This window comes from Novosphingobium oxfordense (assembly GCF_044029435.1).
Classification (GTDB): Bacteria; Pseudomonadota; Alphaproteobacteria; order Sphingomonadales; family Sphingomonadaceae; genus Novosphingobium.
This window is the reverse complement of sequence record NZ_CP147008.1, coordinates 1,001,928-1,016,804: the sequence shown is the minus strand read 5'-3', so window position 1 is coordinate 1,016,804 and position 14,877 is coordinate 1,001,928. Positions and strand designations below refer to the sequence as shown.

The following is a 14,877-nucleotide window of genomic DNA, read 5'->3' as shown; positions in this document are numbered from 1 at the left end:
AGGGTTATCGGTCGTTTGAAAGGACAGGCACCGGCCCGATGTCGGGAATGAGGCGGATGTTCGATGCACGGCCCGTGATTGCCCGCCCGTAAAGCTCCAGGGACAAATGGCTATTGAGCGCGTTGTGGCGCGTGCCCACGCTGAGGTCGCGCCAGAAGCGCTGCAAGGGATTGGACAACGCGAAGGCACCAGGTCCGGCCACGTCCATCAGCCGCTCGCCTGCCCCACGCAGTAGTTCCATGGCATAACCACAGTCCGCCTGGATCCGCGCCTTGTCGTATCCAGTCAAGACCCGTTGCTGTGCCGCCTCGTCCAGCATCGCGGCAGCTTGACGGACGTGCAGCCAGGCCGAGTCGATTTCCATTGCCGCGCGTCCTGTCATTCCGATCAAGGCTTCGGAGGCAGTCTGAGTGGTAAAAGTCCAGCCTACGACCGGCCGCCGGTCCATCACCTCTACTACGTGCTCCAGCATCGCCATTGCTGCGCCGAGCATCGGCGCCAACACGCCCAGCGGGAACAACGGCTCCATCGGCCAGCGGTCCCGCGCCTCGAGACCTTCCATCTCGAGGAGCACTTCTGGTGGAGGTGTATCACTGGGTTTCAGGATCAACTCTTCCGGCACGAACACGTTTTCGGCAACGATCATGTTGCTCCCCGAGCCGGCCATACCTGCAACATGCCAGTTGTCCTCGATGGAACATGCCGGATCATGAAGGTCCAAGAATGCCATGGCTGGCTGCGCGCCAACCGCTGTATCAAGCATGATGCCGTTCAGCGCCCAATCGGCATGAAGGCATCCGGAACCGTATCCCCACCGTCCCGAGACGAGGTAACCGCCGGGTACTCCCGTCGCGTTGCCGCTGGGCGCCGATGCGCTGCAGAACAGTTCACCCCCATGACGAAAAAGCAGCTCTGTCATCGACGGCCCTAATCCAAGAGCAGTACCGGTTATTCCGCTCAGCAAACCGTAGGCCCAGCCGGTGCCCGGGCAGGCACGAGCGAGTTCCGCCACCGTTTCAATATGGGTGATCAGTTTATGCCCCGGCCCTCCAGCGCGCCGGGGTGCAGTAATGTGAAACAAGCCGGAGTTGCGCAAAGCCTCTATCACCGGCGCGACGATGCGGCGTTCCTTTTCGCATCTGTCGGCATTTGCTGCGAGCAATGGGCGTAATGCGCGAGCCGCGTTCACAGGATTCTCGACGCAGGCGACAGTCAATTTGCCAGTGTCAAACTTGCCGATTTGCATCCCTGTCTCCTATAATGACAAATTCGTCATTATTCAATTTCAGGCGATTTGCAAACAGCGTTGTCAAGAACGGGCTAAGAATTCTCGCCGCGCATAACCTCGACGGGGAAGAATGCCGATATTCCGTGAAGCGCGAAGTGCCGAGACTGAGCGAAAGCCAGCAAAGCGACGTTCTGCTCAATGTTCGTCACCGACCAGAATCTGCTTGTTTCGAAGGCAGATCCTTGCGCCAGAAAAACCGAAACCAATTTGGGCCTCGCCCCCTCCGAAGATAGGAATCGAAACGAGATAGATCTCTATAGCTCCCGCCGTCTGCCCGTTCTTTAGCAGCGGGGAATATCTACGCGCGGCGCAAGAAGCCGGACGCAAGTGGGAGGCGATACATGAAAACTAAATTCGTCCGCATCGTAGCGGGGACCGGGCTCTGTGCAATGAGCGTGCTTCCTGTTCAGGCATGGGCCGCCGATGGCCCGCCCACGCCCGACCAGACCGCTGAAGCGCAGTCCTCCGCCGCCCCGTCCCTGACCGGCGAGATCGTCGTCACAGCGCGGCGGCGTGAGGAGCGGCTTCAGGACGTGCCTGTATCGGTCGTAGCATTCTCCGATACCGCCCTTGAACGTAGCAGCGTCCAGACGATTGCCGATATTCGGACTATCTCGCCCGGTCTTACATTCAGTTCGGAGGGCGGCAAGGACAACACCTCGGTTTCACTTCGCGGGATCGGGCAGATACCGACTGGCGAAGTCACGCCCGGTGTAGTTACCTATTTCGCGAACGTGCCCCTTGCCTCGCTCGGCTCGAACGTGCCGACGTTCGATATCGGCAACATCCAGGTCCTCAAGGGCCCGCAGGGCACTTTGTTCGGCCGCAACACCCTTGGCGGTGCAGTTCTGATATCCCCGCAATCACCTGGCCAGGACTTTGGCGGCTATCTGCAGGGGACTTACGGCAATTACGACTATCGCGAAGTTCAGGGCGCCCTCAATGTCCCGGTCATCGCGGACGTTCTGGCCATCCGCGTTGCAGGACAGATCAGACGGCGCGATCCGATGACATATTCGATCACCGGCGGCGATGGGTTCAATGACGTCCGTCAGGACAGCGCACGAGCCTCGGTACTCTTCACGCCCGCCGACTGGCTGAAGAGCACGACCATTTTCGACTACTTCAAAGCCAGGGAATCTGCTTCAGGGTATTATCTGCTTCGCCAGAACTTCAGCTTTACGGACCTGTTCGCCCCGTCGGTCGGCGCGGCTGCGGGGTCACTGATCGGCGCTTCCCTTGATGCTCAGACAGCGCAGTATCTCGCGTTGCAGAAGCAGAATTTCTACGGTGCTTTCACGGACGATTCGGGATCCGGCCGGGCCAATCGTCGCAACTGGGGCATTTCGAACGACACATCCGCAAGTTTCGGCCAATTCACGCTGCGAAACATTTTCGGTTATCGCAAGAATCGCAGCGACCAATTGATCAACACTTCTGCTCTCGGCCCAATGTACCTGCCGGGCGCCGCACTGGGCAGTCCGGTGGATGTTCCCTTCACAGTATTCCATGCGGCTGCGCTGATTCAGCGCCAGTATCTGACCGACGAAGTGCAGTTCCTTGGCAGCTTCGACCGATTCAATTTCATTGTCGGCGGCTTCTATAGCCATGACACACCCGATGGTCCCTCCGGTTCGACATTCTCCGCATTCACCACGCCCGGAACACCTGCCGCAGTCGTCACCGCCAATGTCAGGAACACCAACTACGCTGCGTTCGGACAGATCTCCTACAAGGTGACGGACGCCGTCACGCTCAACGCCGGCCTGCGCTACAGCTGGGACCGTGTGTCGGCTTGCGGCGGCGCCATCGGAACTTCCTATGCCGAGGATTCGACCTGCCGGTCGCTTGCAGAGCTCAATCTTCCCGACGGCATCGGCGTGGTATCCAATCGCGGCTCCGCGCCCAGTTGGACGATTGGTGCGGATTGGAAGGCCGCGCCTGACCTCCTGCTTTATGTGGTAAGCCGTCGCGGCTACCGCGGTGTCAATGTAAACACGCCGCTGTTCGAAACGCGTTTTACGACCGGGGGAACCGACCCCGCCTGCGGATCCGGCTCGGGTCAATGCGTTGATTTGCGGCCATTCCAGAAAACCGGGAAAGAGACGCTTACCGATATCGAGATCGGCGAGAAATGGACGTTCAACATCGCCGGTGCCCACGGTCACATCAACACAGCAGCCTATTACAGCAAGTATAAAAACGCGTTGCAATTTCTGAACGCGCAAACATTGATTCCCGCTTCCGCCCCGGACAGTCCCACCAACGGTTCGTTCGGCGTGAACGCCGCAGACCTGTCGATCTATGGCGTGGAACTGGATGCCGCCGTCAGCCCCAGCAGAAACCTGACGGTCTCCTTCAACGGCGCTTATACGCACATGAGGGTAGACAAGCTCACGCTGCCCGACGTGGAGGGAATTTCCTTCACCTCTTCCGACGTAAACAAATACGCGCCGACCTTTTCCGGCACTTTCAGCGCGAACTGGACTTTGCCTGTCCGTCCGGCGGATGGTGATCTGGTGCTGAGCGGTGACCTGTTCATGACTGCGGACTTCGGTGGTCAATATGGTGAAAAGCTGCCAGGCTACAATCTCGTCAACATGCGCCTGGACTGGGAGAACATCGCTCATACTGGCGTCGATCTCAGCTTCTTCGTCCGCAATCTGACCAAGGAGCGATATTTCGCGGCTGCGGATGTCCTGCTCAAGAGCTTCCCGGTCAATTCGGTAGCTGTAGGCGATCCGCGCACTTACGGGGTCGTTGCCAAGGTCCAGTTCTGAAATCAATTCGGCTCCGCGTTATCCGCGGAGCCGATCAGGTAATCTTGTGGGGAGCGGTCAGTCTGCGACTGACCGCTCCGTTTTCATTAGTGTGCGGCCGCTTGCATATCCATGACATCGCCGAAATATGGAGTGTGGTGGCAAATACCGCCATCGACCGAGAAGACTTGGCCCGTGACGAATGCCGAAAGATCCGAGGCAAGGAACAGCACGGCCCCGGCGATATCGTCAGGCACGCTTTCTCGTGGCAACAGGACATGCCGCTGGATCATGCGCAGTTGTTCTGCAGGCATCATTTCGCGCGCCTGCGGTGTAAGAACCAAACCGGGCATCACTGCGTTGCAGCGGATGTTCTGGCGGCCCAACTGGGCGGCAGTGTTGCGCGTAAGACTGTTCACCGCTCCTTTCGAGGAAGAATAGGCCGGGTTGAAGACATCCCCGAGGATCGAAACGCCCGTGCTTGTATTGATGATCGACCCACCGCCCGCGGCGATCATGTGGGGAGCGACGTGTTTGATCATCAGCATCGTGCCGCGCGTGTTGATACGAAACGCTGCATCCCAAACCGCTGCGTCCATATCGACCAGAGCACCGTCAGCGGCCATTTGGTTGACGGCGGTGTTGGCGGCATTGTTGTGCAGGACATCAATCCGGCCATGAGCCGTGATCACTGCGTAGACCAATGCAGCGATACTCGCCTCTTCTGCAAGATCGAGCGGACATGCCATCGCCTCCCCACCGGCGGCGCGGATGCTCTTCGCCACGCGCTCTGCTCCCGCCAGATTAATGTCTGCCAGAACCACTTTAGCGCCCTCGCAAGCGAGCTTGCGAGCGCATGCTTCCCCGATGTTGGATCCCGATCCCGTGACGACGGCGATTTTTCCCTGAACCAGTCCCATCCTCACTCTCCCAGCAGTATCTTCCAGGTCCCCAGTTCCTCGCCCGCGACGAAGAACCGCTCGTTCATAGGCAACCCGTTCTGCCCCCAGGAGTCGTGGTTGGCGACCCACGCCTGAATTCCGTACATCACCCACAAGCGCGTCTGCTCCCAGACCTCCTCGAAACTGGGAATTCCGGGAACGCCCGTCGCGGTCAGGTAAGACAGATACTGCTTGAGCAGATCCTTGTGATGGGCGCGCCGCTCTTCGATGGTCAGCGATCCGACTAGGAAATAAGTAAGATCACGCCACGGACGTCCACGTCGCACCAGTTGCCAATCCAACCAAAGCCTTTCCCCGCCAGGCAGGATATAGGTGTTCCCCTGGTGGCAATCACCCAGTGCGATGCAATAGGGCGCGTCATAGGCACGCTCAAGTTCGCCCAGCCGGTCGAATGCGCGCTCGACGCGGCGCGGATCGTCAAGATAGTGCTTTGGCGCGATCGCGCGGAAATTCGGATCCTTCAGATTGTCGTCGATCCACTGCCACATGATGCGGACCTGGTCGCTGTCGACCGGAGTATCCATCTGCGTCTGCAGCCACGGGGCATTGGCCTTGGAGATTTTTTCGCTTCCCCAGAGACTGGCGTGAAGACCAGCCAGTCCCTCGAGGTTGGAGGCGATCATGTCGATGCCGGAGTGCTGCGTACTGTGACCAAAGTGTCCACCGCGATCATTGAGGTCTTCCAGCACGAGCAGGCCGTGAGCGCTGCCATCGTCGTCCCAGTCGGCGTAATAGCACTGCGCGGTGGGAACCTTCATTTCCTTGGCGAGGAAATGATAGAACCGGGCCTCGACGGCATGGATATCGACATTGTCGAAGCTGCCCGACCAGTTGGCCTTCAGGCACAGGTTCGCGGGGAGCCCGGCGGCAAGGCCCGCTTCGTTCCAATCCACTTTGACGCGCCACTTGGTCGTGTGGCTGTTCAGCAGCTGGACCGTTTCCATGCTGCGTGCCGCGACGCCGGGATACTTGTGGGCCATAATCGATCCCAACCACGCGGCATCGATCCCCTCCATCGAGGTCGGCAGATGACCAGTTCGGGTAGGATAAGGACGAGGCACACAATCAGGATCGACCGTCGCATTGCGGTATTGCGGTTGGGCTTGTGGGTCCATCGAACTCTCCTGATGTGTTCTTGTGTTACAGCGTCGTCCGTCCCGGCGAAGGCCCTCGAACCTGGGCCGAGGGAGCTTGCCGGCTTTGCGGACCGATTTTACGCTGCATCCGGGATACCGAGCATCGCAGGCGCGACCGAAGCGCAACCTGCCCGAAGAGAGGGACCACCCCGACCTTCGACGGAGACCTGGCATACGGCTTTTTGCAGGTTTTGGCGCTCATCCATGGTCCCCATCTCGACCTAAGCCAATTGCGCGTGGCGCTTGCCACCGAGGGCCAACTATCAATCGGCCCTTCCAGTCGCCCCGCTGCGCCAGGGTGCCGATCCGATCTGCCGAGAGCTGGCGCGACGAAGTGAGCTGTACGATGAGTGTTACTGCGTGGTCCGGGAAATCACGACGCCGGCCCCGTCTCTACGGAATGGTTAGGCACAGCGCGCCGGCTTTGGGATTGACGGCGCTCGGCAGCGCTCGTCGCGGCGGTGTTCGATCTGGACTTCGATGGGCGGGTCTGGTTCTGGCGTGGGTATTGGGACGCGTCCGACGGCACGAGGCTGGGGAGCGTTCACGGTGCGGCGATGCGGCCCAAATTCTGTGCCGAATGAACCGGCGTTGCCGCATAGCGCGCTAGCCGTCGACCTTCGTCACGTTCCTTGCTGCGCGCTCCGCCCCGGATGGCGGCGATTATGGTCAATCAACCGATGCGTCGCGGGGGCCGCCTCGGCAGCCTTATTGCCGCTGCCCTCCGGCAATGCACAGCACAGGGCGCTTCCCGCCGGGACGAGAAGCGCCGTGTATGTGACTTGAGAGCTAGTTTGCGAGTGTCAGGGCCTGCGCCATCGAATTGCCCGCAATAAAGCCGGTGACCATGGCAGGACCTACGTTGCACCCATGCGCAGGCGATTTGCCTCGCCAGATCGAATTGGCATCCAACCCGGCAGCATAAAGACCGGGAACAGGTGTGCCGTCTCCCCCTACCACGCGAAACTGCGCGTCGACCTTGAGGCCCACGGTCGTCGAGCCATCGCCGGGGTAGATCTTGATCGCATAGAATGGAGCCCGCTCGACGCGCCCCAGGCAGGGATTGGGCTTGTTCCGGGGATCGCCGATCTCGATGTCGATCTGTGTCTCTCCCTTTCCGAAGTCGGCGTCATGCCCGATCTCCGCATAGCGGTTGATCTTGGCCACGCTGGCGACAAGGCCGTCCGGTTCTACGCCGATTTTCTCTGCGAGTTCGCGAAGACTGCGCCCCTCGGTCACATAGCCTGCTGCGATAAGCTTCTTGAGACCGCCGCCGCCGGGATAGACCATGCCCATGCCGTACTTCTTGATGAAATCGGCATCGCAGATGATGTGGGCCGGAACAGCTCCGTCACGGTGCATCGCTTCAACGAAATGCACAGATGCTTCATTACCGAAGCGCTCGCCCTTGGCGTTGACCGCTATGCATCCGGGCTTCGACATATCGATGAGATGGGCATAGCGTGCCACGTATCCGTCGGGCCGCGTGAGCTTGGAGACCACCGCCCATACCGCGTTGACCAGATTTTCCTCGGCAAGCGCGCCGCCTGCCTCCAATCCCATGTTCATGCCGTCGCCCGTGTTTTCGTAGGGGAGGATCGAGACATGGTTTTCGGCAAAAGGGATATAAGCCTTGCGAAGCTGCTCGCTGGCGGAAAATCCACCCGATGCCAGCAGGACGCCCAGCCTTGCACCGATCTCTTCGTCACCTACCCGAATGCCGGTCACCCGGCCGGACTGCACCAGCAAATGATCGACCGGCGCATTGGTGCGCAGCGTAATCCCCGCGTCGAGCGCGGAGCGAAGGAGACGGGCCGCCAGTGCATTTCCCATCGTGAGACGCGTGCCGCGAGGATAGCGGCGAAGCTTGTCGAACCCGAATTTGGCAGCCAGCTTGCCGAAGTGCACGAGCGATTTTGCCGAGGGCATTTGCGCAAGATATGGCAGATCGAACAGGTCGATCATGAAGCCTCCCGGCGCGTTGAACTCTTCCCGCGCGGGCCTCAGCTGCGCGAAGTGTTCGCCCAGCTTCTTGCCATCGTACTCCTTAGGGGCGAGCAAACGACCGTGATCGGCTGCGCCGTCAACTTCGGGATACCAATCGCTGCTCGGCGGCGAGAGCAGGAATTCGACCCGGCTGTTTTTTTCCAGCCACTCCACCATCCGGGGCCCTGCATCGAGGTAGGCATCAATGAGCGCCGGCTCGGCCGAGGGACCTATGACATCCAGGACGTATTGCCGCGCCCTGTCCTTGCTGTCGTCGACCCCGGCGGCCCGCGCCTGCGGGCTTACCGGAACCCAGATACCGCCGCCCGAGATCGAGGTCGTTCCCCCAAAATGCGATGCCTTCTCGAGAACGATCACCGACTTCCCCGCCGCCGCCGCGCGCAGCGCGGCAGTCATGCCTGCCGCGCCCGAACCCACCACGACCACATCATACTGGGTCATTGCTACCTCCCGTTTTTCGATTTGGATGGAACGGCGCTCACCAAACCCGTCGTTCCGACGGCCCAGTTCAGATTTTCGGCATGATCTCTTGCGCGACCCACTGCAGCCGCTCGACGTATTCATCCATTCCACCAATCCCTGGCGGCAGAGGGACGATCGTCTCGTTGACACCCAGGTCGCGAAGCCATCCGATCTGGTCGATGATCTTCTGCGCGTCGCGAGTTCCTGGCGCGCGCGGGTCGTCCATGATTTCGTGATGCGCACCGACATTGAGCATTTCGAGCGCGAAGAACAAGTCGATGGGGCGCCCGTCATATTCGGGCTGGGACCGGATGAAATCCAGGCACTCCGGGAATTTTTCGGGCGGTGTCCTGAACGGAGACCAACCGTCGCCAAACTTTGCCACGCGCTTGAGAACAGCTTCCGCGTCGCCGCCGAACCAGATCGGCAGGCCCGGCTTTTGGACCGGCTTCGGTGCGAACCCGACATTGCTGAATTTCACGAACTCGCCGTCGAATTCCGGATTGTCAGCGGTCCACAGCTCGATGATCGCAGCCACGTACTCGTCGGCCATTCGTCCCCGGTTATGGAAATCCACTCCCAGCATGTCGAACTCTTCCTTGAGCCATCCCACGCCGAACAGCGCGGTCGCCCGCCCACCGCTCAACCAGTCGAGCGTAGACCATGCCTTGGCCTGGACGATCGGGTTTTGGAGGGGCAGGATCGTGACCGAAGAGCTGACTTTCATCCTGGAGGTTCGGCCGGCAAGGAATGCGAGAGCCACTGTTCCATGAACGTAATGGTCGCCTGACAGTTCGATGTGCTCACGGGGAATTATGAAATGCTCGCCCAGCATGCACTTGTTGAAGCCGAGATCGTCTGCAATTTTCAGCGCATGCCCAATATCGTCGCCCGTCAGGGCATGCTCCCAGGGCTGGGTCATCGCAGCCACGTGCATGCTGTTGGGCACACTGACGTTCAGTTTCATCTGCTGTCCTCTCACGATGTCGGGCGGATAGTGAAGCGCGGCGGCGTGCTCGCACCTTTCCTTAGGAAGGGGAGCGAGCGGCGAAGGCTCATGCGGCTTGCCTGATCAGGCGTCGGGAAACTGCGTGTTCGAGATCGGCCGGAGTATCGAGATCGAAACCCAGGCCCGCCCTTTCGACAATGGCGGCAGCAGGCGACTGCGCCCGGTGATGTGCTAGACTGCCAGGACCGAATGCGAAGGTGAAAGAGCCCGAGTCCGCAAGAGCGATTGCATTGGTGCCTTTGCCATGCCGGTCGGGGGCGAATGCGCGTCCTGTCCCCCGCGCCGCGGCAAGCAGGGCCTCCACGTCTTCACCGACCAACGCAGGCAGGTCGGCATGGATAACAAGGAGCGGCCGACTGCCGAAATGTTCGCGGATCCTGTTCAGTTCGCCGTTGAGACCAAAGCCGCTGTCGCGCAGCCATTGCACCGGCCAACCTTCCACGCTGGCAGGCGCCAGGACGAAAGTCGATTCGATTGCCTCGATCCCGGAAAGGCAGCCCACGACGTGCGCCGCCATCGTGCAGGCCAACGCCTGCCGCTTTCTCGCACTCAGGCTCGGGGCCAGTCGCGACTTCGTTTCCCTCCCCTGTTTCCAGGGAACCACAGCGATCCAGTTTCTCATCGTGCAAGTCCTGCGGCGGAGCTAATTGCAAATACGAAGGCGCGCGCAGGCGCCCCGTTCATGCAAACAGGTCTTCGCGCCTCGGGCGTACCAGTTCGGCGGCTTTGCGCGGCATCCCCTCAAGGCGGCATCCGCGGACGAGAACGGCCGGTATGCCTTCTGCGCCTTCACCCGTCACCAACCCTGCCGCGCTGGCTATCATGTCGGCCAGCGCCACCTGAGTGACTTCCAGAGGGCGATCGTCGCGATCGAGTTCGCCGCGGCGATCGTGGAGAGCCGGCAGGCCCGCTGCGCCGATGGCAACACAGACCACACCAAGGCGCCAGGGCCTTCCAAAGCTGTCCGAGATCACTACCGGCACTCCAAGCGCGCTATGCAAATTCGCCGCTGTTGCGTCAGGATCCAGGGGGAGCAGCAGTGCACGAGCGCCCAGTGATGGACCGATGTTGGAACGATCGATCCCCGCGTTGGCCATGACGTGACCCAATTTGTGCCGCGTGATCAGCACTTCGGGAACCGCTCGCACAATCTCACTCGATTCGTCGAGCACCAGTTGAACCATGCGCGGATCCTTGCGCGTCAATTGGGACAGTTCGCGGGCCGGCTCACCCGGTTCGACTTGCTCAAGATCGACCTGCCGTCCTTCGGCCTTCGAGACAATCTTCTGGGTTACCACGAGTACATCCCCATCGCGAAGCGGCGATCCACACCGTTGGAGGGCATCTCGAAGTATCGCTGCGAGGTCGTCGCCGGGCGCGATTTCGCCGATGCCGCTCAGTTCGACTATTTCGATCATCGCCGCTGCCTATTGCTGATCTGGCGGGATAAGCTCGCCCGTGATCCGAATGCCGGCGCCGTCGACACGGTACGTCTTGTTCATGAAAATGAGGATGGAGGTCAGCGCCTCGGCTGCGGCGGAATTGACAAGCGCGCCGCCGTGAAGACCCCGAAGCCCCATGGCATCGGCAAGGTCCACAATCCGTCCGCGCGCTTCCTTGTCGTCTCCGAATACGAGGACATCGCAGCCGACATCGACGTCCTGAGCGAGCTTGTGCGCAGCGACGTTATGGAACGCCGACACGACCACGGCACTGGGGCCAAGAGCCGCTTGCGCTCTCATGGCTGCCGATCCCTCATCGGGCAGTTGCACGCGCATGACCTTGGGAGGAACTAGGGGAACGGTAGTATCCACCACCAGCTTTCCTGCGACATGCGGCGCAATATCAGCAAGCGTCGATTGCTGCGCGGCGAAGGGAACCGTGACGATCACGATATCGGCTCCTGCCACCGCGTCGACATTACTCGCGCCGCGAAGTCCGTGCCCCAACCCCGATGCCGCGTCCTGCGCACTTTGGGCATTTCGCGATCCGATTACGACCTCATAACCTGCTCGGGCAAGCCGCCAGGCAATAGCCGCACCAAGGTTTCCCGTGCCGCCAACGACGGCAATAGAAGGTTGCGTCATGCCTTGGCTCCGGTATCCATCGCTGCAAAGCGCAGCATGTCCGCATAGACGGCCGAGTGCGAAGTGAAGCCGCCGTCAGCGACGATCGCTGCTCCCGTGATGTAGCGGGATTGCTCGGAAGCTAGAAATGCGACCACTTCGGCAATGTCCTCGGGCCTGCCGAGGTGGTCGACCAGATTGTGCTCGGTCATCAGCTTCTGCGCCGCCTCGGGCATGTTCCTGTCAAGCGCCTCGGTCATGGCTAGGCCCACGACAACGACATTGGAGCGAATGCCCTGCTTCCCGTACTGGGTCGCGATGTAGCGCGAAAGTCCCAGCAAGGCCGCCTTTGACGTGCCGTAAGCCGGGTAATCAAGATCGCCGGCGAGACCCTTGCCGGAGCCGGTGAAAATGATCGAGCCCCCCCCGCTCGTCAGCAAGAGCGGAATGGCGTGCTTGGCGCAAAGCATGGATCCGCGCAGGTTGATCGAGAACGTGCGGTCCCAAAAGTCCGCGTCCATTGCATCGATGAGGCCATCCTCCTGCAGTTCGCCGGTCTGCGCCGCATTGCTGTGAAGAATATCCAGCCTGCCGAAGCGATCCGCGAGGCGCGCAACGCCCCCTGCGATCGCGTCTTCGCTCGTCACGTCCATGACAATCGGCAATGCCTGCCCGCCGGCGGCGACAATTTCCTCGGCAACCAGAAGCAGCGGCGCCTCGTCGAGGCCGGCGACGGCGACCATGGCGCCGCGCTGCGCGAACATGCGGGCGGTAGCGCGCCCGATGCCGCTGCCGCCTCCGGTGACGAGAGCCACCTTGTCGCGCAACGGAAAGGATAGATCGATCATAACGTCTCCATGCAATGGCCGTGACGAACCGGCGGATCTTCATACAAAGTGGTGCGCTGGCGCACGGGCCGGTTGACGGAAGCGGCGAGCGCCCGCATTTGCGTCGGCCCAAATTCTTGCCCGTTGACGCCGCCGGCGGCACGGGTGATCGACTCGTCCATCAGGGTGCCGCCCATGTCGTTTGCACCTGCCTGCAGGATCGCCGCTGCGCCCTCAGGCCCCATCTTGACCCACGAGACCTGGATATTGGCGATCACGGGATGCAGCACGATACGGGCGACGGCATGCATCAGCACCGCCTCGCGGTAGCTCGGACCCGACCGTGCCAGGCCTTTTTGCCAGATCGGCGCTTCCATATGGACGAAAGGCAGCGGGACGAATTCGGTAAACCCACCTGTCTCGTCCTGAAGCAATCGGATCGACAGGAGATGACGTGCCCAGTGACGATATCCCTCGACGTGGCCGAACATGATCGTGGCGGTGCTGCGCAGTCCAACGCCATGGGCGACACGCATGACCTCGATCCACTCGTCCGCTGTAACCTTGTCCGGGCAGATGATGTCGCGGATTTCGGGATCGAGGATTTCGGCGGCCGTGCCGGGCAGCGTCGACAACCCGGCTGCTTTCAGACGGGCCAGAAAGTCTTCGAGCGGTAGCCCCAATGTTCTCGCGCCGTGCGTCACCTCAAGCGGGGAGAAGGCATGGATATGGATATCCGGCGCCGCCTGACGCACTGCGCGAAGTACATCCAGATAGGTGTTACCGTCGTAATCGGGGTGGATACCGCCTTGCAGGCAGACTTCGGTGGCCCCGCGATCCCAGGCTTCGGCGGACCGGCGGCCAATCTCGGCGAAATCGAGCCGATATGCCGGCCCGCGCATGGCCTTGGTACTACCCTTGGAAAACGCGCAGAAGCCGCATTTGTAGAGGCAGATATTGGTGTAATTGATGTTTCGGTTGACCGCAAAAGTCAGCGTTTCGCCCACTACGTCCCTGCGAAGGCGATCGGCGAAGTTCACGATCGCTGTGAAGTCGGCTCCTTCGGCATCGAACATCGACACGATATCCGCTTCGCCCAGCACGTGGCCGGCTTTCACGCTGTCAAGTATCGACGATATGCGCGGGGATACCGCAAATCCACCCGCCGAGATCTGCTGCGGCGCAGCATCGCCTCTGCCCGCGGCCCAATCGTCGATTTTTGGCAGTCCGCGAGCATCGATTGCCCGAAGAACGGTTGCCGCGACAGGCGGCGCGGCCCATTGCCTTGCGGCCGTTGCATAGCGGGGGCCGATCGCAAGGCGCTGGTGCAATGTGCGCCCGGCGGCATTGGTGGCGCGTTCGAGCATGTCGAGGTGCGGCCAAGGCGCTTCCGGATTGACATGGTCAGGCGTTACCGGAGAGACTCCTCCCCAGTCATTGACGCCAGCGCGAAGCAGCGGAGCGAAATTATGGCTTTCCTGAAGATTTGGCGGAGCCTGAATCGTCATCTCGGGGCCGAGGATGATACGAGCAGCCGCGATGGCCCAGAGATGGTCATCCAATGCCGGCTCTGGGAAATCTACCATCTGCGTGCCGGGCTTGGCGCGGAAGTTCTGGATTATGACTTCCTGTATGTGCCCGTATTGGCGATGCAGGTCGCGGATGGCGACAAGTGCATCAACCTGCTCGCGGCACGTTTCGCCGATGCCGATCAGCAGGCCGGTAGTGAAAGGAACCTTGGCAAGCCCTGCCTGAGCAATCGACTCAAGCCGCCGCGCCGGCTCCTTGTCGGGCGATCCAAAGTGCGGCCCTCCTCTCTCGCACAGGCGCTGCGAGCTACTTTCAAGCATCAGGCCCATCGAGGCCGCATGCGGACGCAGTGAGGCATAGTCGGCAGCACCCATCAGCCCCGGATTGAGGTGCGGAAGCAGCCCGGTTTCGTTCAAGACGAGCGCTGCCATTTCGCCGAGATAGGAAAGGGTCGTTTCGTGCCCCAATCTGGCCAAGGCGTCGCGTGCGGCTCCGTAGCGAAGTTCAGGTCGATCCCCGAGTGTGAAAAGCGCCTCGCGGCATCCTGCCGCCACACCGGCGCGCGCTATCGCCAGTACATCCTCCGCGGCCAGGTAGGCTTTGTCGATCCGACCGGGCGTGGTGGCGAAAGTGCAATAGTGGCAGACGTCGCGGCACAGTTTGGTCAGCGGGATGAAGACCTTGCGCGAATATGTCATGCGCGGACCATGGGCGGCGAGCGTCATCGCCTCCGCCGTGGCCATCATTTCGTTGAGGGAAATCGAAGTGAGAGCGCTGTAAATGCGATTTGCATCATCGTGGCTCAGGTGCAGTTGGTCGAGCATCACAACA

At 61.0% G+C, this 14,877-nt stretch carries 11 protein-coding genes; 1 reads left to right on the top strand and 10 read right to left on the bottom strand.

The window, feature by feature from the left end; all coding sequences use genetic code 11:
* Positions 1-4: 4 nt before the first annotated feature.
* The gene (locus WBP07_RS27295) at positions 5-1,246 is read right to left on the bottom strand and encodes an acyl-CoA dehydrogenase family protein (protein WP_159831189.1); all 1,242 of its coding nucleotides are present in this window, start codon (positions 1,244-1,246) and stop codon (positions 5-7) included.
* A 575-nt stretch (positions 1,247-1,821) separates the two neighbouring features.
* Here WBP07_RS27295 and WBP07_RS27290 point away from each other — a divergent pair.
* Positions 1,822-4,068: a TonB-dependent receptor gene (locus tag WBP07_RS27290; RefSeq protein WP_395398146.1), complete on the top strand. Its 2,247-nt coding sequence runs from the start codon at positions 1,822-1,824 to the stop codon at positions 4,066-4,068.
* Between the two features lie 86 nt (positions 4,069-4,154).
* On the opposite strand, the gene WBP07_RS27285 is transcribed toward WBP07_RS27290, so the two are convergent.
* The 9 genes from WBP07_RS27285 to cofH all read right to left on the bottom strand — a co-directional run bounded on the left by WBP07_RS27285 (position 4,155) and on the right by cofH (position 14,873).
* Complete coding sequence (locus WBP07_RS27285; RefSeq protein ID WP_236549397.1) at positions 4,155-4,967, bottom strand: SDR family NAD(P)-dependent oxidoreductase; 813 nt, start codon at positions 4,965-4,967, stop codon at positions 4,155-4,157.
* A gap of 2 nt (positions 4,968-4,969) precedes the next feature.
* Entirely contained in the window at positions 4,970-6,124 is a 1,155-nt protein-coding gene (locus tag WBP07_RS27280) for an oxidoreductase family protein (protein ID WP_236549398.1), read from the bottom strand.
* Positions 6,125-6,934: 810 nt separating this feature from the next.
* Positions 6,935-8,593, bottom strand: a complete 1,659-nt coding sequence (locus tag WBP07_RS27275; RefSeq protein ID WP_395398256.1) for an FAD-dependent oxidoreductase — start codon at positions 8,591-8,593, stop codon at positions 6,935-6,937.
* Between the two features lie 67 nt (positions 8,594-8,660).
* On the bottom strand, positions 8,661-9,581 hold the full coding sequence (locus WBP07_RS27270; RefSeq protein WP_133085063.1) for a TIGR03619 family F420-dependent LLM class oxidoreductase: 921 nt from the start codon (positions 9,579-9,581) through the stop codon (positions 8,661-8,663).
* Between the two features lie 88 nt (positions 9,582-9,669).
* On the bottom strand, positions 9,670-10,245 hold the full coding sequence (gene cofC / locus WBP07_RS27265) for a 2-phospho-L-lactate guanylyltransferase (protein WP_133085062.1): 576 nt from the start codon (positions 10,243-10,245) through the stop codon (positions 9,670-9,672).
* Between the two features lie 58 nt (positions 10,246-10,303).
* Positions 10,304-11,041, bottom strand: coding sequence for a coenzyme F420-0:L-glutamate ligase (gene cofE, locus WBP07_RS27260; protein ID WP_133085061.1), 738 nt, complete (start codon positions 11,039-11,041; stop codon positions 10,304-10,306).
* Between the two features lie 9 nt (positions 11,042-11,050).
* A complete protein-coding gene (gene npdG, locus WBP07_RS27255; RefSeq protein WP_133085060.1) occupies positions 11,051-11,710 on the bottom strand; it encodes an NADPH-dependent F420 reductase in 660 nt (219 codons plus the stop codon).
* Positions 11,707-12,537 (bottom strand): SDR family NAD(P)-dependent oxidoreductase, encoded by an 831-nt coding sequence (locus WBP07_RS27250; protein WP_133085059.1) that lies wholly within the window; start codon positions 12,535-12,537, stop codon positions 11,707-11,709. The genes npdG and WBP07_RS27250 overlap by 4 nt, the downstream gene beginning before the upstream one ends.
* Positions 12,534-14,873, bottom strand: coding sequence for a 5-amino-6-(D-ribitylamino)uracil--L-tyrosine 4-hydroxyphenyl transferase CofH (cofH, locus tag WBP07_RS27245; protein ID WP_395335229.1), 2,340 nt, complete (start codon positions 14,871-14,873; stop codon positions 12,534-12,536). Before cofH ends, WBP07_RS27250 begins: the two co-directional genes overlap by 4 nt.
* Positions 14,874-14,877: the final 4 nt, after the last annotated feature.